Below are 18,615 nucleotides of genomic sequence, written 5' to 3'. Positions count from 1 at the left end.
TCGCGTCACGACGGGATCGTCGTCACGGCGCGCGGAGCCGGCGTGCTCGGCTGGCCGGAGGAAAACGGGCGTTCGAGCGCCGTCACGGCCAGCAGCAGTTCTCCATACCAGCCTTCCTGTACGGTGAGCGCCCGCTTGATCTCGTGGTCGAACGAGATCAGGCGCCAGAAGTCTGCGGCCGTGGCGCCCTGGCGGATGTGAAGAAGCGACAGGAGGCCCACCAGGCGACCTTTGCTGAGTTGATGAGGCGTGGCGCCCGACGCGGCCAGTCGATCCCCGATCTGCTCGGCGCGCGATCGGGCCAGGTCCGTGAGCGGGTCGAACATCGGCGCCGAATCGCGCCGATACAGCAGCAGCGCACACCAACTCATGAGCGTATCGGTTCCCGCCAGCGCGATGGCGTGGCTGATGGACGATATCCTCACGCGTGACCGGTTGGTGGCGGCGCAGTTATTCGCGATGTGAATCAACTCGACGCACAGTTCCGGGCTGCGCTCGATCTTGATCGACAGGGCGCTCAGGCTCTCCTCGTCGAGAATCGACTGCAGTACCTCGGCGATCACCGCGAAATCCGTCGGCAGTTTATTGGCCGAGATGATCTGGGGCCGGCAGAAATAAAATCCTTGCAACAGCGAACATCCCGAATCCACCGCGTGATTGCGGTCGGCTTCGGTCTCGATCTTTTCCGCAAGGGCAAGCGCGCCGTGGCCGATTACCGTATCGATCATCCAGCCGCGCCGCTGCGGGTCGATGAAAGGCCAGTCGATTTTGACGATATCGATCAGCGGCAGGATATTCACCACGTCGGGAGACAACTCCCGCACGTCGTCGAGCGCCAGACGAAAGCCCGCTTCCTTCAACTGCAGGCAGCGGCGTATCAAATGGCGATCCAACTGGCAGGTTTCGAGAATTTCGAGCACGAAGCGATGCGGCGGGAGCGCATGGACGATCGTCGACATCAGGAATTCGGTCGAGCAATTGAGGAAGAAACTGCCGACCGGCGACACCTGATGCAGTCCGACGTGGCCGATCGCTGCCTCCAGCACCGCCATCGTCGCGGACTCGTCGTCGGCGATCGCCGTCACGACGCCGGAGCGGTCACGGAACAGGAGTTCGTGACCAAAGAGCCTGCCGTTGCATTCCACTATCGCCTGCTTGGCGAAGATCGCCAGATCGTTTGCGCTTCGTGAGCTGATGCCCTGCATTTGTGTCATCTCCGATGTCGCCGCCCGGTTGTCGGCGCTCCCGCGCCGCGATCGAAGCCAGGCAGTCGTGGCCGACGCCGGGTTCGCCGGGTACTGTCGGCCGTCCTGCCGGGTCTTCGGCCGGCATTGGGCAATGTGAGAACAGGTCGTGCGAACCCGCTGCGGCTCGCCGACGTGAAATCCAGGCACGCCGCGCCGCCCCCGCCATCGGCGCGCCTCCCAGCCTTGTTATCGGCAGCAGCGGTGGCGGCATTCAGAATTTCTGCCAATCCGAATTCGACACGTAGGCTGGCGACTTCGCCGCCGCCAGCGCGGGCGCCGCGCTTCGAGCGAGCGCCGCGGCGGCGTTGCCCCTGGCCGCGAGTGCGCGGCGCGGTGCGTGCGCACTCGCTCGCGGGCTTTCGTCAGGCCCGCTGGCCCGGCTCGCGGAGATGCGGAACACCGAGATCAGATCTTTCAGGCTCGAAGATTGAGAAGACATCGACTGCGCGGCCGCCGCGGCCTCTTCCACGAGCGCCGCGTTTTGCTGCGTCACCTCATCCATTTGCGTGACCGCCTGATTCACCTGCTCGATACCCTTGCGCTGCTCCTGCGAGGCGGCCGAGATCTCCTCCATGAGATCGTTGACCCGCGCCACGGCAGCGACCACGTCCTTCATGGTGGCCCCGGCCTCGGCAACCAGCGTTTCGCCCTTGCTCACGCCGTCGGCCGACTCCGTGATCAGGTCCTTGATCTCCTTGGCCGCGGCGGCGCTGCGCTGGGCAAGCGTGCGCACCTCTGCCGCCACCACCGCGAATCCCCGGCCTTGCTCGCCGGCGCGCGCGGCCTCCACGGCCGCGTTGAGCGCAAGGATGTTGGTCTGGAACGCGATGCCTTCGATGGCCGTGATGATGGACGACATGCGGCCCGCTCTCTCGCTGATTTCCTGCATCGTGTCCACGACCCGGCTCACTACCGTGCCGCCGTGCTCGGCCACTTCCGATGCGCTCTTCGCCACCGTGCTGCCCTGCTGCGCGTTGTCCGCGTTCTGCTTCACCGCCGCGGTCAGCTGCTCCATGCTCGCGGCGGTTTCCTCCAGTGACGCGGCCTGCTCCTCGGTTCGTTGACTGAGGTCGACGTTTCCGGCCGCGATCTCCGAGGACGCGGTCGCGATGCTGTCGGCGCTCTGCTGGATGTCGCCCACCATCCGCGCGAGCCGCGCGTTCATCTCCTTGAGTGCGGCGAGCAGCATGGCCGTCTCGTCCTTGCCGTTCACGTCGATGTCCGAGGTGAGATCGCCTTGCGCGACGTTCTGCGCGACGGCGACAGCCCGGGTGAGTGGCCGGGTGATGGAGCGCGTGATCAGGATCGCAATGGCGATGCCGGCGGCCACCGCCACCGCCACCAGTATCACCGTGCTTAGAACCGCCGAATGGTAGGAAGTCAGTGCGAACGTGCTGGCTGAATCACTACGTTCCCTATTGGCTTGTACCGCCGCGTCCACCACCTTCACGAAGCTCGCGAACTCGTTTGCACTTTCCCTGGTCGCCAGCGTCCGCATCTCGAGCGCATCGGTTTTGCCCGCTACGACGGCCTCCAGCAAGCGCCGATCGTTCTTGAGGAAGGTCGCCCACCCGGCCTCGATGTCCTGGATCAGCCGCGTGTCGTCGGACGATTTCCCCAACGACTTGTAGCGTGCAAACAGGCTTTCGTATTGCCGCAGCGCCACGTCGTGCGCCTCCCGCTGCATGTCGCGGCCCTGCTGGTCGGATTCGAGCAGGCCTCGCAGGGTCGTGCGTCGAACGGTATTGGCCATCGACCGGACATCGCTGAGCGCCTGGACCGTCGGCAGGATCGCACCGGAGATCTCGTCCGTTTTCTGATACACCTTGCCGATCTGCCAGATCGCCATCGCGCCGATCACACACACCAGCACGACTGAAATGGCGAAACCGATCGCAAGCCGGCTGCCAATCTTCAGATTAGTGAGAAAGGACATGGTGTTCTCCACATGAAAGAGAAAGACTTAGAAAGACAAATGTAATTACGACGCTCACGTGGCTTGCTGAAGGTCGTTACGTGTTTGTCCCGATCCGAGAGGAGAGGGCGGCGGCCGGCCGGCGGCGCGATGACCGGTGTGGTTCGCCGTGCGACGCCGGTGGCCAGAGCCGGGCGTCGCGGGCATGTACGCCGGACGCCGTGATGTCCGGACGCCTCGCCACCTCGTCCGCCGAATGGTCCCGAGCGGTGACCGGCCTGCCGCCTCGGCCGTCAACCCGGCCACGCGGGGCAGCCCGGTTCGCGCCGTGGCCGGCCAAACGCGAACGCGTTGCGCCCCGTGCCGCCGGATCGGGAACACGGCTCGCGCGGGCGGTTTCTCGTCCGCGTCCCGGCCCGGCAGCCGTCACGCGCGCCTGATCGACGGTGGCGCCCCATCCTGCTCGCGGCGCCGCCGGGCGCGCCTGCCGCGCGGCCCCCGCGCCGGGCATCCCTGTCGTGGAATCGCAGGACGAGGCGTCCTGCCCACCGGCGCCCCTCACCGCGCATCCGAATCGAAGGTCCGTCCGTCGCGGCCCGTTTCGCCTATTTTTCACTCCGCTGATGTAATATCAGCCGTTTTGTCCAGCCACTTTCGCTCCGCATGCTCGATTTCTTCCGCAATCACCAGCGCTTGATGATGTTCCTCCTGCTCCTGATCGTGCTGCCGGGGCTCGGGTTCGTCGGGGTTCAGGGTTTCCGCGACTTCTTCGATGACAGCGCGAACGTGGCATCGGTCGACGGGCGCAAGATCACGCGCGCCGAATTCGACGGCGCCTACCGCCAGCAGATCGACCAGGCGCGCCAGGCACTCGGCGCCAAGTACGACGCCAAGGTGATCGACACGCCGGAGCGCCGCCAGCAGCTGCTCGACGCCATGATCGAGCAGCGCGCGCTGACCGACGAGGTGCGCCGCCTGCACCTGACGGCCTCCGACGCCGCGGTGCGCGAGGCGCTGCTCAGCAACCCGTTGGTCGCCGCGATGCGCAAGCCGGACGGCTCGATCGACGCCGAGCGCTACACGCAGCTGCTCGCGATGCAGGGCATGACGCCGGACCAGTATCAGGAAAGCATTCGCTACCAGCTCACGCAGCAGCAGTTGCCGAGCAATCTGATCGACAGCGCGTTCACGCCGAAGAGCGTCGCGCAGGGCCTGACCGATCTCGCGCAGCAGCAGCGTGAAATCCAGGCGCTGGTGCTGAAGCCGGCCGACTACGCCGCGAAGGTGCAACCGACCGACGCGCAGATCTCGGCTTACTACGACGCGCACAAGCAGGCGTTCGCGACGCCCGAGACGGCCACCATCCAGTACCTCGTGTTCACGCCGGTCACGGCCGCGGCCTCGACCACGCCGCCCACCGACGCGGACATTCGCAAGTACTACGACGAGAACACCGCGCGCTATCGCACCGAAGCGCAGGTACGCGTGAGCCACATCTTCATCGCGGCCGCGCGCGGCGCGAGCGCGGCCGACAAGGCCGCCGCGAAGGCCAAGGCCGACCAGCTGCTGGCCGACGTGACCGCGCATCCGGACCAGTTCGCGCAGATCGCCGAGAAGAACTCGCAGGACGCGCCGTCGGCGGCCAAGGGCGGCGATCTCGGCTACGTCACGCGCGGCTCGACGGCGGGCGGCCCGGCGTTCGACGACGCGGCCTTCGCGCTGAAGCCGGGCGAGGTCAGCAAGGTGGTCGAGTCGGATCTCGGCTATCACATCCTGAAGGCGACCGACGTGAAGCCGGCCGTCGTCAAGCCGTTCGACGAGGTCAAGGATTCGATCGCGGCGGAACTGAAGCAGCAGTACGCGGCCAAGGCGTTCTCGGACAACTCGGAAGGCTTCACGTCGAGCGTCTATGAAAAGGCCAAGAGCCTGCAGCCGACCGCCGACAAGTACAAGCTGACGATCCAGACCGCCACCGTCACGCCGCAGCCGAATCCGGCGCTGGCACCCGACAGCCCGCTCAACAACGCGAAGTTCCTGAGCGCCGTGTTTGCGGCCGACTCGGTGAAGAACGGCAACAACACGCAGGCGATCGACGTCGGCAACAACACGCTGATCGCCGCGCACGTGATGAGCGACAAGCCGGCCGCGGTGCCGCCGCTCGACACGATCAAGGACGCCGTGCGCCAGAAGTTCATCGCCGACGAGAGCGCGAAGCTCGCCAAGCAGGACGGCACGGCGCGGCTCGCGGCGCTGCAGAAGTCGAAGGCGACCGACGGCTTCCTGCCGGCCGAGAAGATCTCGCGCACGCAGACGCTCGGCCTGCCGCCGGACGCGGTCGCGGCCGTCTACAAGGTCGATCCGAAGTCGCTGCCGGCCTATGTCGGCGTCGATCTCGGTACGAACGGCGGCTATGCGATCTTCCGCGTGAACGCGATCGTCGCGCCGGCGCCGTCCGATCCGCAGCAGCTCGCGGCGGTCCAGCAGCAGCTCGCGCGGGACTATGCGCAAAGCGAGAGCGAGGCGTTCATGAAGTCGCTGCGCGAGCGCGCCAAGGTCAAGCTGTACGGCTCGGTGGCCGACAGCAGCCGCAACAGCGACGACAACTGATCGGCCCGCCACGCCGCCGCGTGGCGCGGCCCGCAACGACCAGCAACCACCTGCAATGCAAACAGCCCCACTCGATGCCGAGCGGGGCTGTTTGTTTATGCGGCCCGTCGCGCCGCGCGGTGCGTTCGATGGGGGCTCAGCGCGAGCCGGCGCCAAGCAGCGGCCGCACCACCGGCCAGACGTTGTCGAGCAGCTTCGGCTGCGCCTGCCGGGTCGGATGGTTCTGGTCCTCCTGGAACAGATCCGGGCGGTTCTCGATGCCGGCCAGCAGGAACGGCACGAGCGGCAGGCGCAGCTCCTTCGCGAGCGCGCCGTACATCGCGTGGAACTTCTGCGTGTAGTCGAGGCCGTAGTTCGGCGGCACGTACATGCCGATCAGCACGACCTTCGCGTTCGCCTGCCGTGCCGCGGCCACGATCGCGCGCAGGTTCTGCTCGGTGGTGGCGAGCGGCACGCCGCGCAGCGCGTCGTTCGCGCCGAGCTCGACGATCACGATCGCGGGCTTGAGCCGCGCGAGCAGGGCGGGCAGGCGGGCGCGCCCGTCGCTGGTGGTGTCGCCGCTGACGCTTGCGTTCGCAACGCTATAATCGATTCGCTGCTCGGCGATGCGTGCCCGCATCAGGGCGACCCAGCCGGTATCGCGGGGCAGGCCGTATTCGGCCGAGAGGCTGTCGCCGAGCACGACGATGGCCGGTTTGGCGGCGACGCCCACGGCGCTCGCCGCCGGCTGCGGGCCGGCCGCGCGGGCCGGCGGCGCGCCGAGCCAGGCGGTGGCGGCCAGCGCGATCACGACGGCGCGCGCGCCGTTTTTCCAGAAACGAATGTGCTTCATGCTCATCAAGATGACGGATCCGATCATTGAAGTTCGACAAGTCTCGAAGCGCGTCGCCGATGCGGCCGGCGAACTGACGATTCTCGACGGCATCGACCTGGCCGTGCAGGCGGGCAGCAGCGTCGCGATCGTCGGCGCGTCCGGCTCGGGCAAGTCGACGCTGCTGGGCCTGCTCGCCGGGTTGGACAGCGCGACCGACGGCACGGTTCGCCTGCTCGGCCGCGAACTGAACGGGCTCGGCGAGGACGAACGCGCGGCGCTGCGCAGCGGCGCGGTCGGTTTCGTGTTCCAGTCGTTCCAGCTGATGCCGCACCTGACGGCGCTCGAGAACGTGATGCTGCCGCTCGAACTGCGCGGCGGCATCACGGCGCGCGAGGCCGCCGCGCGCGCGCGGCGCCTGCTCGAGCGTGTCGGCCTCGGCGCGCGCACCGGCCACTATCCAAAACTGCTGTCGGGCGGCGAGCAGCAGCGCGTCGCGCTCGCGCGCGCGTTCGTCACCGACCCGGCCGTGCTGTTCGCCGACGAGCCGACCGGCAGCCTCGACGCCGCCACCGGCCACGCCGTGATCGACCTGATGTTCGAGCTGAACCGCGCGCAGGGCGCCACGCTGGTGCTGGTCACGCACGACGCGGCGCTCGCACGCCGCTGCGACGCCACCATCACGCTCGACGGCGGGCGCATCGTGGCCGACCAGGCCGAGCGCAGCGCGAGCTGAGCGCGGCCCATCCCGCTTGACGCCTGAAGCCTCATGACTCGCGCCGGCGGCGAACGGCGCCAGCCGGCCACGCAACCCAACACACGGCGACGAAACACAACGGCCGGTAACCCGGCCGTTGTTCCATGCGCGCCGCTCAGCGCTTGAGCGCCGCGCGCGCCCGCGCGATCAGCGCCGAGGTCGACGAATCGTGCTTGCCCGCGTCCACGCTCGCGGCGGTCAGGTCGGCCTCGACCACCTTGCCGAGAATCTTGCCGAGTTCCACGCCCCACTGGTCGAACGGGTTGATGTTCCAGACCGAGGCCTGCACCAGCACCTTGTGTTCGTAGAGCGCGATCAGCGCGCCAAGCGAGCGCGCCGTGAGCGCCTCGACCAGGATCGTCGAGGTCGGCCGGTTGCCGGGGAACGTCAGGTGCGGTGCGAGTTCGGGCTTGTTCGGGCCGGCGATCTTGCGCGCTTCCTCGAGCGTGCGGCCGAGCATCAGCGCCTCGCTCTGCGCGAAGCAGTTCGCGAGCAGCTTCGGATGATGGCTCGCCAGCGCGTGCTCGGGCGTGAGCACCGCGATGAAGTCGATCGGCACGATCGTCGGCCCCTGGTGCAGCATCTGGAAGAACGCGTGCTGGCCGTTGGTGCCGGGCTCGCCCCAGGTCACGGCCGAGGTCGGGTAGTCGACGAACGCGCCGTCGAGCCGCGCCGACTTGCCGTTGCTCTCCATTTCGAGCTGCTGCAGGTACGAGGGCAGGAAGTGCAGGGCCTCGGAATACGGCGCCACCAGGTAGCTCTGCGAGCCGAAGAAGTTGCGATACCAGATGCCGATCAGGCCGAGCAGCACCGGCAGGTTCGATTCGAGCGGCGCCTCGCGGAAATGCGTGTCCATCTCGTTCGCGCCGGCCAGCAACTCGTCGAACTGCTGCGGCCCGATCGCGATCATGATCGACAGGCCCACCGCCGACCACAGCGAATACCGGCCGCCGACCCAGTCCCACATTTCGAACACGTTGCGGGCGTCGATGCCGAACTTCACGACTTCCTCGGGGTTCGCCGAGACGCCCACGAAATGCTTCGCGAGCGCGCTCTCGGGGCAGCCGTGCGCGGTCAGCCAGTCGCGCGCCGAGCGCGCATTGGTCATGGTCTCGAGCGTCGTGAAGGTCTTCGACACGACGATCACGAGCGTTTCCTCGGGGTTGCAGAACTCGAGCGCGCGCGACAGGTCGGCGCCGTCCACGTTCGAGACGAACGCGCAGGACAGCTCGCGCGTGGCGAGATGGTCGAGCGCATGGACCACCATCTTCGGCCCGAGATCGGAGCCGCCGATGCCGATGTTGATCACGTGGCGGATCCGCTTGCCGGTGTAGCCGGTCCAGCGGCCGTCGCGCACCTGCTCGGCGAAGGCGGCCATCTTTTCGCGTTCGGCCAGCACCTGCGCGTGGAACGGCGCGTCGGGCGCGCTCGCGCGCAGCGCGGTGTGCAGCGCGGCGCGGCCTTCGGTCGGATTCACCACCTCGCCGGCGAACATCGCGTCGCGGCGCGCCTCGACGCCGGCCTCGCGCGCGAGTTGCACGAGCAGCGCCAGCGTGGCGTCGGTGATGCGGTTCTTCGAGAAGTCGATCGCGAGGCCGCCGCCGCCGAACGTGAAGCGTTCGGCGCGCGTCGGGGCCGGGTCGTTGCCGGCGGCGAACCAGTCGCGCAGCTGCGCGTCGCGGATCTCGTCGTAGTGCGATTGCAGGGCAGGCCAAGCGGGGAGCGAATTCAGCGTCATATCGGTTCTGGCGAAACTAGCGTGACTCGGGGGCGAGGACGGTGTCGCGACCGGCGCCGGGCGCCGGCGGACCGCGGAAACCGCGCGCGAGATGTCTCGGATCGGGCGCGGAGATTCAGTATAGCGGCGTCAAATGGCGGACGACATGACGCGCGAATAAAAGTGCCGGTTCACGAGGCGACGCACCGCGCCGGCCAGTTCGCCGGCGGCGAGGCCGGCCGGGCCGTCGCCGAGCGCGGTCAGGCAGTCGGCCGCGAGGCCGTGCAGGTAGACGCCGCCAAGCGCGGCCTCGTAGGCGGGGATGCGCTGTGCGAGAAACGCGGCGATCAGGCCGCCGAGCACATCGCCGGTGCCGCCGGTGGCGAGCGCCGCGTTACCGGTCGGATTGACGGCGACGCGCCCGTCGGGATGGGCAATCATCGTGCCCGAACCCTTCAGCACGGCGATCGCCGCGAAGCGCGTGGCCAGCCCGCGCGCGGCGGCGAGCCGGTCGGCCTGGACCGCCCGCGTGTCGCTGCCGAGCAGGCGCGCCGCTTCGAGCGGATGCGGAGTCAGGATCGACACGGCGCCGCGCGCGGCGCGCGCCACGAGCGCCGAGGCGAGGCCGGCGTCGCCGGCGACGAGGTTCAGCGCGTCGGCGTCCACCACGACCGGCAGGTCGAGCGCGAGCATCGCGCGCAGCGTGTCGCGCGAACGCTGGCGCGTACCGAGCCCGCAGCCGATGCCGATCGCGCTGAGCCCGTCGGTCGGCAGCGTCTGCGCCGGATGCAGCATCAGTTCGGGGAACGGCGGATCGTAGGGCGGCGCGTCCTCGCCGATGAAACCGACGTGGACCTTGCCGGCGCCCGCGTGCAGCGCGGCGCGCGCGGCCAGGATCGGCGCGCCGCACATGCCGGTGTCGCCGCCGACGATCGCGACGCTGCCGAAGCTGCCCTTGTGCGAGGCCGACGCGCGCGCCGGCCACTGCGGCGCGAACAGCGCGGCGGCGTTCAGCGTGGCCGAGGCATGCGCCGCTGCGTCGAGCGTCTCGATGGTGATCTCGCCGGCGTGGTCGCGGCCGTCGCCGAGATAGAGGCCCGGCTTCGCGGCGAGGAACGACAGCGTGTGGGTGGCGAGGACCGCCGGGCCGTCGCCGACGCGCGCGCCGCTGTCGGCGTCGATGCCGCTCGGCATATCGAGCGCGAGTACGCGGCCATGGGTGCGGGCGCGTGCGGAGAGCGCCGCCGCGAGCGTCGCGAACGGGCCGTCGAGCGCTCGCGCGAGGCCGATCCCGAACAGCCCGTCGACGAGCCAGCCGTAGCCGTCGAACGCGGCCGGCGGCCCGGCCGAGATCGGCACGCCGGCCTCGCGCGCGAGCGCGAGCGCCCAGCGCGCGTCCTCGGGCTTCGGTTCGATCGGCAGGCAGACCTCCACCTGTATGCCGAGCCGCAGCAGTTCGGCGGCGGCCACCAGCGCGTCGCCGCCGTTGTTGCCGGGGCCGGCGGCGAGCCAGACCGGGCGCGCGTCCGGTTCGGCGCGCGCGGCGAGCCAGCGCGCGGCGGCGGCGCCGGCCCGCGCCATCAGCGTGTGCGGCGGCAGTGCGTGGGGTGGCTGGAGCGCAGCGGCTTCGGCCGCGCGCAGGTCGGCGACGGTGGCGAGCGGCAGCGGCTGGTGCGCGAGCGGCGCGGCGAACGGATCGGCGGGCGGCCCGGACGGGGAGGGCGAGGCGGCGGTGAGCGTGGCGAGTGGCGTCATGGCGGAGGGCCGCCGGGGCGCGGCGGCCGGGTCGATGCGCCGCCCGCGGGCGGCGTCAGGTGGCGAAGCGATCCACGTGGAGCGCGGCGAGCGTATCGGCCGGCACGTGATGCGCGCTGCCGCCGACGTAATCGGTCACCACTTTAGCAGAGCCGCAGGCGAGGCCCCAGCCGGCCGGCCCGTGGCCGAGATTGACGAACACGCGCGGATGGCGGGTCGGGCCGACCACCGGCAGGCCGTCCGGCGAGAGCAGCCGCAGGCCCTGCCACGGCAGCGCGGCCGAGATCTTCGCCGCGCCGGGAATCCAGTCGTGAGTGGCCTGGCCGAGCAGCGCGAGCGCGCTTTCGCCGAGCGCCTCGGGCAGCGGCTGCGCCGTGTCCTTGTCGCTTTGCAGCACCGGCGCGCCGCAGATGCGCACGCGCTGGTGCATGCGCGTCATGGTGATGCGCTTGATCGAATCGACCACCGTCAGGTGTGGCGCGTGTTCTTCGTAGGCGAGCGGCGCGGTCAGCGCGTTGACGCGCACCGGGCGCAGCGGCGGCGTCACGCCGAGCCGTTCGAGCAGCGGCACGCTGCCGGTGCCGGCGGCGATCACGACCGCGTCGGCCGAGATCACGTCCACTTCCTTGCCGCGCGCGCCGAGCCGGTCGCCGGGCTCGGGCGCGAGATCGACGGCGGCGCGGTTCGCCTCGACGCGGATCGCCGTGACGGCGCGGCCGAAGCGGAACTGCACGCCGTGCTCGTCGAGCGTCTGCTTGACGAGCTTCGTGAACAGGGGACAGTTCGCGGTGCGCTCGTATTCGAGCAGCACGCCGCCCGCGAACGGCGGATCGGTCGGCACCGAATGTTCGAGCGCCGCGCATTCGCGGGCCGACAGGAGCTGGTGCGGCACCTCGTTGGCGCGCAGCAGGTCGAGCGCGGGCTGGGCCTGCGCCCATTCCTGGCGGTCGCGGATCACGTGCAGCACGCCGGCGCGCTGCTCGAACTCGAGCGCGAAGCGCCGCTCGATGTCGGCGATCGCCTCGCGCGACAGGTCGACGAGCGGCTTCAGGCGCGCGTACTGCGCGGTGAACGCTTCGGGCTCGCGCAGCTTCGCGAGCTCGCGCGTGAACTGGCGCAGCGCGCGGTTCAGGCCCGGCTTGTAGACCACGCCGCTCTTGAGCGCGCGCCGGTGATGCATGAAGGTCGGGCCGAACCAGACATCGAGCGGGGTCGGCAGCACGAGGCCGCCATGGCCGTAGGTCGCGCCCTGGGCGACGGTTGCGTGGCGCTCGACCACGCAGACGCGGTGGCCGGCGGCACGCAACTGGTAGGCGGTGGCGACGCCGCCGATACCGCCGCCAATGACGATGACATCCATGGTGTGCTTCGATGACGGGCCGCGCGGCGCGGCCCGGGTCTGGTCGTTCGTGACGGGCCGAGTGGCGCCCGGTGGACCGCGAATGATAGCGCCAAACCGGGCCGGCGCGGATTCCGGGCGTCGCGCCGGGGTGCCCGCGATCGACGCCGGCGGCCGGATGCGGGCCGCCGCGGCCGGGCGCGGCGCGGGCTTGCCGGCGTCGACGGCACCCGCGAGCGCTGCGTCCGGCGCCTTCGGCGGTCGCACTTCCGGGTATAATTACGGCCTTCCTTTCGCCCCAATGTCGCCGTTTCGCGCGACTCATCGATGTCCGTCCAGCCCATGGCTCACTTCTCGTGTTTTCCCGGCGCCGCCGCCCTGTCCGATTTCCGCCAGACCCGCCTGCTCGACGTGCTCAAGCAGATCGACGGCGACATCGTCGCGGTGCGTGGTCAGTATCTGCACTTCGTCAACGCGTCCGACGCGCTGTCGGCCGATGACGCGGCGCGCATCGACGCGCTGATGCACTACGGCGCGCCGTTCGAGCCGGCCGCCGAGAAGGGCGCGACCGAGACCTTCATCGTGCTGCCGCGGCTCGGCACCGTCTCGCCGTGGGCCAGCAAGGCGACCGACATCGCGCTGCACTGCGGGCTCGCTTCGGTGCGCCGCATCGAGCGCGGCGTCGAGTTCACGGTCACGCTCAAGGCGGGCCTGCTTGGCCTAGGCGGCAAGAAGGCGCTGTCGGCCGAGGCGCGCGCGGCGGTGGCCGCGGCGCTGCACGACCGCATGACGGAAAGCGTGGTGGCCGCGCGCGAGGACGCGCACCACCTGTTCGACGAACTGCCGGCCCGGCCGCTCGGCCGCGTCGACGTGCTGGCCCACGGCCGCGCCGCGCTCGAGACGGCCAACGTCGAGCTGGGCCTCGCGCTCGCGGACGACGAGATCGACTACCTGGTGGACGCGTTCACAAAGCTGGAACGCAACCCGACCGACGTCGAGCTGATGATGTTCGCGCAGGCCAACAGCGAGCACTGCCGCCACAAGATCTTCAATGCCGACTGGACCATCGACGGCGCGAAGCAGGACATGTCGCTGTTCGCGATGATCCGCAACACCGAGAAGCTGAGCCCGCAGGGCACCATCGTCGCGTACTCGGACAATTCCTCGATCATGCGCGGCGCGCCGGCCGAGCGCTGGTTCCCGCGCGGCGCCGGCGCCGACGGCAAGCCGGCCGAGCAGTACGGCCGCCACGTCGAGCTGACCCACACGCTGATGAAGGTCGAGACGCACAACCACCCGACCGCGATCTCGCCGTTCGCCGGCGCCGCGACGGGCGCGGGCGGCGAGATCCGCGACGAAGGCGCGACCGGCCGCGGCGCGCGGCCGAAGGCCGGCCTGACCGGCTTCACGGTCTCGAACCTCGACCTGCCCGGCGCGCGCGAGGCCTGGGAAAACGCGCGCGACGCCGCGCGGCCGGTTGGCGAGCGCAATCCGACCGACGCCCACGGGCCGTATGGCCGCCCCGAGCGGATCGCCTCGCCGCTGCAGATCATGATCGACGGCCCGCTCGGCGGCGCCGCGTTCAACAACGAATTCGGCCGGCCGAACCTGGGCGGCTACTTCCGCGTCTACGAGCAGAACGTCGGCGGCCAGGTGCGCGGCTATCACAAGCCGATCATGATCGCGGGCGGCATCGGCAACGTGTCCGACGCCCATACCCACAAGCACGACCTGCCGGCCGGCACGCTGCTGATCCAGATCGGCGGCCCCGGCATGCGGATCGGCATGGGCGGCGGCGCGGCCAGCTCGATGGCGACCGGCGCGAACACGGCCGAACTCGACTTCGACTCCGTGCAGCGCGGCAACCCCGAGATCGAGCGGCGCGCGCAGGAAGTCATCAACGGCTGCTGGCAGCTCGGCGAGGCCAACCCGATCCTGTCGATCCACGACGTCGGCGCGGGCGGCCTGTCGAACGCGTTTCCCGAACTCGTCGACGGCGCCGACAAGGGCGCGCGCTTCGAGTTGCGCAAGATCCAGCTCGAGGAAAGCGGGCTGTCGCCGCGCGAGATCTGGTCGAACGAATCGCAGGAGCGCTACGTCCTCGCGATCGCGCCGGCCGACCTGCCGCGCTTCGAGGCGATCTGCACGCGCGAGCGCTGCCCGTTCGCCGTGATCGGCGTGGCCACCGAGGCACGCGAGCTGAAGCTCGTCGACGAACTGGCCGAGGGCGACGACGCGTTCCCGGTCGACATGCCGATGGACGTGCTGCTCGGCAAGCCGCCGAAGATGCACCGCGAGGTGACGCGCGTGGCGGTCGAGCGCGTGCCGGTGGACGTCACGAACGTGGCGCTGGCCGAGGCCGCCGTCAGCGTGCTGAAGCACCCGACCGTCGCCAGCAAGTCGTTCCTGATCACGATTGGCGACCGCTCGGTGGGCGGCACCTCGGTGCGCGACCAGATGGTCGGCCCGTGGCAGGTGCCGGTGGCCGACTGCGCGATCACCGCGCTCGACTACGCCGGCTTCGGCGGCGAGGCGATGACGATGGCCGAGCGCACGCCGCTCGCCGTGATCGACGCGCCGGCCTCGGGCCGCATGGCGGTCGGCGAGGCGATCACCAACATTGCCGCGGCGCCGATCGCCGCGCTCGACAAGCTCAAGCTCTCGGCGAACTGGATGGCCGCCTGCGGCACCGCCGGCGAGGACGCCGCGCTGTACGACACGGTTCGCGCGATCGGCATGGAGCTGTGCCCGGCGCTCGGCATCGGCATCCCGGTCGGCAAGGATTCGCTGTCGATGAAGACCAAGTGGAGCGACGCGGGCGTGGCCAAGGAAGTGGTCGCGCCGGTCTCGCTGATCATCTCGGCGTTCGCGCCGGTCGAGGACGTGCGCCGCCACCTGACGCCGCAGCTGCGCCGCGTGGCCGACGCCGGCGACAGCGTGCTGATCCTGATCGACCTCGGCCGCGGCAGGAACCGCCTCGGCGGCAGCATTCTCGCGCAGGTCACGCAGCAGGTCGGCGACACGGTGCCCGACGTCGACGACGCGCAGGACCTCAAGCGCTTCTTCGGCGCGATCCAGACGCTGAACGCGCAGGGCCGGCTGCTGGCCTACCACGACCGTTCGGACGGCGGCCTGTGGGCGACCGTCTGCGAAATGGCGTTCGCGGGCCACGCCGGCGTGTCGCTGAACGTCGACATGCTGACGCTCGACGCCAACGAACCCGACTACGGCGACGCCAAGGACTGGGCCCGGCAGACCAGCGGCCGCCGCGAGGACCGCACGATCCGCGCGCTCTTCAGCGAGGAGCTCGGCGCCGTGGTGCAGGTGCGCGCGGCCGATCGCGACGCCGTGCTCGGCCTGCTGCGCGAGCACGGGCTGTCGACCTGCTCGCACGTGATCGGCAGCGTCAACGATCGCGACGTGGTCGAGGTGTTCCGCGACGCGAAGAAAATCTACGAAGCGCCGCGCGCCGAGCTGCATCGCGCCTGGGCCGAGGTCAGCTGGCGCATCGCGTGCCTGCGCGACAACCCGGCCTGCGCCGACGCCGAATACGACACGCTGCTCGACGCGGCCGATCCGGGCCTGCAGCCGGTGCTGACGTTCGACGCGGCCGACGACGTCGCCGCGCCGTTCATCGCCACCGGCGCGCGTCCGCGCGTGGCCATCCTGCGCGAGCAGGGCGTGAACTCGCATCTCGAGACCGCCTATGCGTTCGATCGCGCCGGCTTCGACGCGCACGACGTCCACATGAGCGACCTGCTGGCCGGCCGCGCCGATCTGGCCGATTTCGCCGGCGCGGTGGCCTGTGGCGGCTTCTCGTATGGCGATGTGCTCGGCGCCGGCGAGGGCTGGGCCAAGACGATCCGCTTCAACGCGCAGCTGGCCGAGATGTTCTCGACCTTCTTCGCGCGCGAGGACACGTTCGCGCTCGGTATCTGCAACGGCTGCCAGATGATGTCGAGCCTCGCCTCGATGATTCCCGGCGCCGACGCGTGGCCGAAGTTCACGCGCAACAAGTCCGAGCAGTTCGAGGCGCGCTTCTCGCTGGTCGAGGTGCAGCCTTCGCCGTCGATCTTCTTCGCCGGCATGGAAGGCTCGCGGATCCCGGTGGCGGTCGCGCACGGCGAAGGCTTCGCCGACTTCTCGCAGCAGGGCGACGCGAGCCGCGTCACCGTGGCGATGCGCTTCGTCGATCATCGCGGCCAGGCCACCGAGCGCTATCCGTTCAACCCGAACGGCTCGCCCGCCGGGATCACCTCGGTGACCACCGCCGACGGCCGTTTCACCGTGCTGATGCCGCACATGGAGCGCGTGCATCGCACGGTGCAGATGAGCTGGCATCCGGAAGGCTGGAGCGACGAAGGCCCCTGGATGCGCGTGTTCCGCAACGCGCGCCGCTGGCTCGGCTAAGCCGCGCCGCATGCCCCGCCGCGGCGCGCATACCATCGCGCGCTGCGGCATAATCGGCTGGTTTGCATCGGCGGGCGCTCAAGAGGCGCCTGTTGTGGTGCGTATCGGCGCGTCTGGCCGGCCCCGCAAGCCGTTCGACGGCGAGACCGCCGCTGGTTTTCGTCAATCTTATTTTCGCGACCACAACAATGCCCGCATACCGTTCCAAAACCTCCACCGCCGGCCGCAACATGGCGGGGGCGCGTTCGCTCTGGCGTGCCACCGGCATGAAGGACGAGGATTTCTCCAAGCCCATCATCGCCGTCGTCAATTCGTTCACCCAGTTCGTGCCCGGCCACGTCCACCTGAAGGACCTGGGGCAGCTCGTCGCGCGCGAGATCGAGGCCGCTGGCGGCGTCGCCAAGGAGTTCAACACGATCGCCGTCGACGACGGCATCGCGATGGGCCACGACGGCATGCTCTATTCGCTGCCGAGCCGCGACATCATCGCCGACTCGGTCGAGTACATGGTGAACGCGCACTGCGCCGACGCGATGGTCTGCATCTCGAATTGCGACAAGATCACGCCGGGGATGCTGATGGCCGCGATGCGCCTGAACATCCCGGTGATCTTCGTCTCGGGCGGCCCGATGGAAGCGGGCAAGGCGCAACTGGCCGTGCCCGGCACCAACACCATCCAGATCAAGAAGCTCGACCTGATCGACGCGATGGTGATGGCCGCCGACAGCAAGGTCAGCGACGCCGACGTGGCCGAGGTCGAACGCTCGGCCTGCCCGACCTGCGGCTCGTGCTCGGGCATGTTCACCGCGAACTCGATGAACTGCCTGACCGAGGCGCTCGGGCTCTCGCTGCCCGGCAACGGCACGATCGTCGCGACGCACGCGGACCGCGAGCTGCTGTTCAAGCGCGCCGGCCGCCGCATCGTCGAACTCGCGCGCCAGTACTACGAGCACGAAGACGACAAGGTGCTGCCGCGCTCGGTCGGCTTCAAGGCGTTCGAGAACGCGATGACGCTCGACATCGCGATGGGCGGCTCGACCAACACGATCCTGCACCTGCTCGCGATCGCGCAGGAAGCCGAAATCGATTTCTCGATGTCGGACATCGACCGCCTGTCGCGCAGCGTGCCGCAGCTCTGCAAGGTCGCGCCGAACACCAACAAGTACCACATCGAGGACGTGCATCGCGCGGGCGGGATCATGGCGATCCTCGGCGAGCTCGGGCGCGCCGGCAAGCTGCACACCGACGTGCCGACCGTGCATGCGCCGACGCTCGGCGCCGCGCTCGACCAGTGGGACATCGTGCGCACCGGCGACGAGGCGGTCCACACGTTCTACATGGCCGGCCCGGGCGGGATTCCGACCCAGGTCGCGTTCAGCCAGAACGCGCGCTGGCCGAGCCTCGACCTCGATCGCGCCGAGGGCTGCATCCGCTCGTATGAGCACGCGTTCAGCAAGGAAGGCGGCCTCGCCGTGCTGACCGGCAACATCGCGAAGGACGGCTGCGTCGTGAAGACGGCCGGCGTGGATGATTCGATCCTCGTGTTCGAAGGTCCGGCGCACGTGGTCGAGTCGCAGGACGAGGCGGTCGAGCACATCCTCGCCGACGAGGTGAAGGCCGGCGACGTGGTGATCGTGCGCTACGAAGGGCCGAAGGGCGGGCCGGGCATGCAGGAGATGCTGTATCCGACCAGCTACATCAAGTCGAAGGGGCTCGGCAAGTCGTGCGCGCTCCTTACCGATGGGCGCTTCTCGGGCGGCACCTCGGGGCTGTCGATCGGCCACTGCTCGCCGGAAGCGGCCGCGGGCGGCGCGATCGGCCTGGTGCGCAACGGCGACGTGATCCGCATCGACATCCCGAACCGCACCATCGACGTGCTGGTGTCCGACGAGGAACTGGCCAGGCGCCGCGCCGAGCAGGACGCGAAGGGCTGGAAGCCGGCCCAGCCGCGCCCGCGCAAGGTATCGGCGGCGCTGAAGGCCTACGCGAAGCTGGTGATGTCGGCCGACAAGGGCGCCGTGCGCGATCTGTCGCTGCTCGACGACTGAGGCCGGCCG

General features: G+C 69.7%; 10 protein-coding genes. 4 read left to right on the top strand and 6 right to left on the bottom strand.

Going from position 1 to position 18,615, the window contains the following annotated elements:
* Positions 1 to 5: 5 nt before the first annotated feature.
* Positions 6 to 1,205 (bottom strand): EAL and HDOD domain-containing protein, encoded by a 1,200-nt coding sequence (locus bpln_RS11300; RefSeq protein ID WP_042625267.1) that lies wholly within the window; start codon positions 1,203 to 1,205, stop codon positions 6 to 8.
* A gap of 253 nt (positions 1,206 to 1,458) precedes the next feature.
* Complete coding sequence (locus tag bpln_RS11295) at positions 1,459 to 3,183, bottom strand: methyl-accepting chemotaxis protein (RefSeq protein WP_055139513.1); 1,725 nt, start codon at positions 3,181 to 3,183, stop codon at positions 1,459 to 1,461.
* Between the two features lie 642 nt (positions 3,184 to 3,825).
* Between bpln_RS11295 and bpln_RS11290 the strand changes: the two genes are divergently transcribed.
* Positions 3,826 to 5,769: a SurA N-terminal domain-containing protein gene (locus bpln_RS11290; RefSeq protein WP_055138853.1), complete on the top strand. Its 1,944-nt coding sequence runs from the start codon at positions 3,826 to 3,828 to the stop codon at positions 5,767 to 5,769.
* A 136-nt stretch (positions 5,770 to 5,905) separates the two neighbouring features.
* Here the strand turns inward: bpln_RS11290 and bpln_RS11285 are convergent, their stop codons facing one another.
* On the bottom strand, positions 5,906 to 6,607 hold the full coding sequence (locus tag bpln_RS11285) for an arylesterase (protein ID WP_055139512.1): 702 nt from the start codon (positions 6,605 to 6,607) through the stop codon (positions 5,906 to 5,908).
* On the opposite strand from bpln_RS11285, the gene bpln_RS11280 reads away from it, so the two are divergent.
* Positions 6,591 to 7,316 (top strand): ABC transporter ATP-binding protein, encoded by a 726-nt coding sequence (locus bpln_RS11280; RefSeq protein WP_055138852.1) that lies wholly within the window; start codon positions 6,591 to 6,593, stop codon positions 7,314 to 7,316. The genes bpln_RS11285 and bpln_RS11280 overlap by 17 nt on opposite strands.
* A 136-nt stretch (positions 7,317 to 7,452) precedes the next feature.
* Here bpln_RS11280 and pgi read toward each other — a convergent pair whose 3' ends face one another.
* The 3 genes from pgi to bpln_RS11265 all read right to left on the bottom strand — a co-directional run bounded on the left by pgi (position 7,453) and on the right by bpln_RS11265 (position 12,169).
* On the bottom strand, positions 7,453 to 9,075 hold the full coding sequence (gene pgi / locus bpln_RS11275) for a glucose-6-phosphate isomerase (RefSeq protein WP_055138851.1): 1,623 nt from the start codon (positions 9,073 to 9,075) through the stop codon (positions 7,453 to 7,455).
* A 129-nt stretch (positions 9,076 to 9,204) separates the two neighbouring features.
* Positions 9,205 to 10,809, bottom strand: coding sequence for an NAD(P)H-hydrate dehydratase (locus bpln_RS11270; protein ID WP_123863526.1), 1,605 nt, complete (start codon positions 10,807 to 10,809; stop codon positions 9,205 to 9,207).
* A 55-nt stretch (positions 10,810 to 10,864) separates the two neighbouring features.
* Positions 10,865 to 12,169 (bottom strand): FAD-dependent oxidoreductase, encoded by a 1,305-nt coding sequence (locus tag bpln_RS11265; protein ID WP_055138850.1) that lies wholly within the window; start codon positions 12,167 to 12,169, stop codon positions 10,865 to 10,867.
* 321 nt (positions 12,170 to 12,490) lie between these two features.
* On the opposite strand from bpln_RS11265, the gene purL reads away from it, so the two are divergent.
* Positions 12,491 to 16,558 (top strand): phosphoribosylformylglycinamidine synthase, encoded by a 4,068-nt coding sequence (gene purL, locus bpln_RS11260; RefSeq protein WP_055138849.1) that lies wholly within the window; start codon positions 12,491 to 12,493, stop codon positions 16,556 to 16,558.
* Positions 16,559 to 16,746: 188 nt separating this feature from the next.
* Positions 16,747 to 18,606 carry a dihydroxy-acid dehydratase gene (ilvD, locus tag bpln_RS11255; RefSeq protein WP_055138848.1) on the top strand — a complete coding sequence of 620 codons (1,860 nt, stop codon included), beginning with the start codon at positions 16,747 to 16,749 and terminating at the stop codon, positions 18,604 to 18,606.
* Positions 18,607 to 18,615 lie beyond the last annotated feature (9 nt).

Origin of the sequence: Burkholderia plantarii (assembly GCF_001411805.1) — a bacterium.
In the GTDB taxonomy this organism is placed as follows: domain Bacteria; phylum Pseudomonadota; class Gammaproteobacteria; order Burkholderiales; family Burkholderiaceae; genus Burkholderia; species Burkholderia plantarii.
This window is presented reverse-complemented; position numbering and strand designations above follow the sequence as displayed.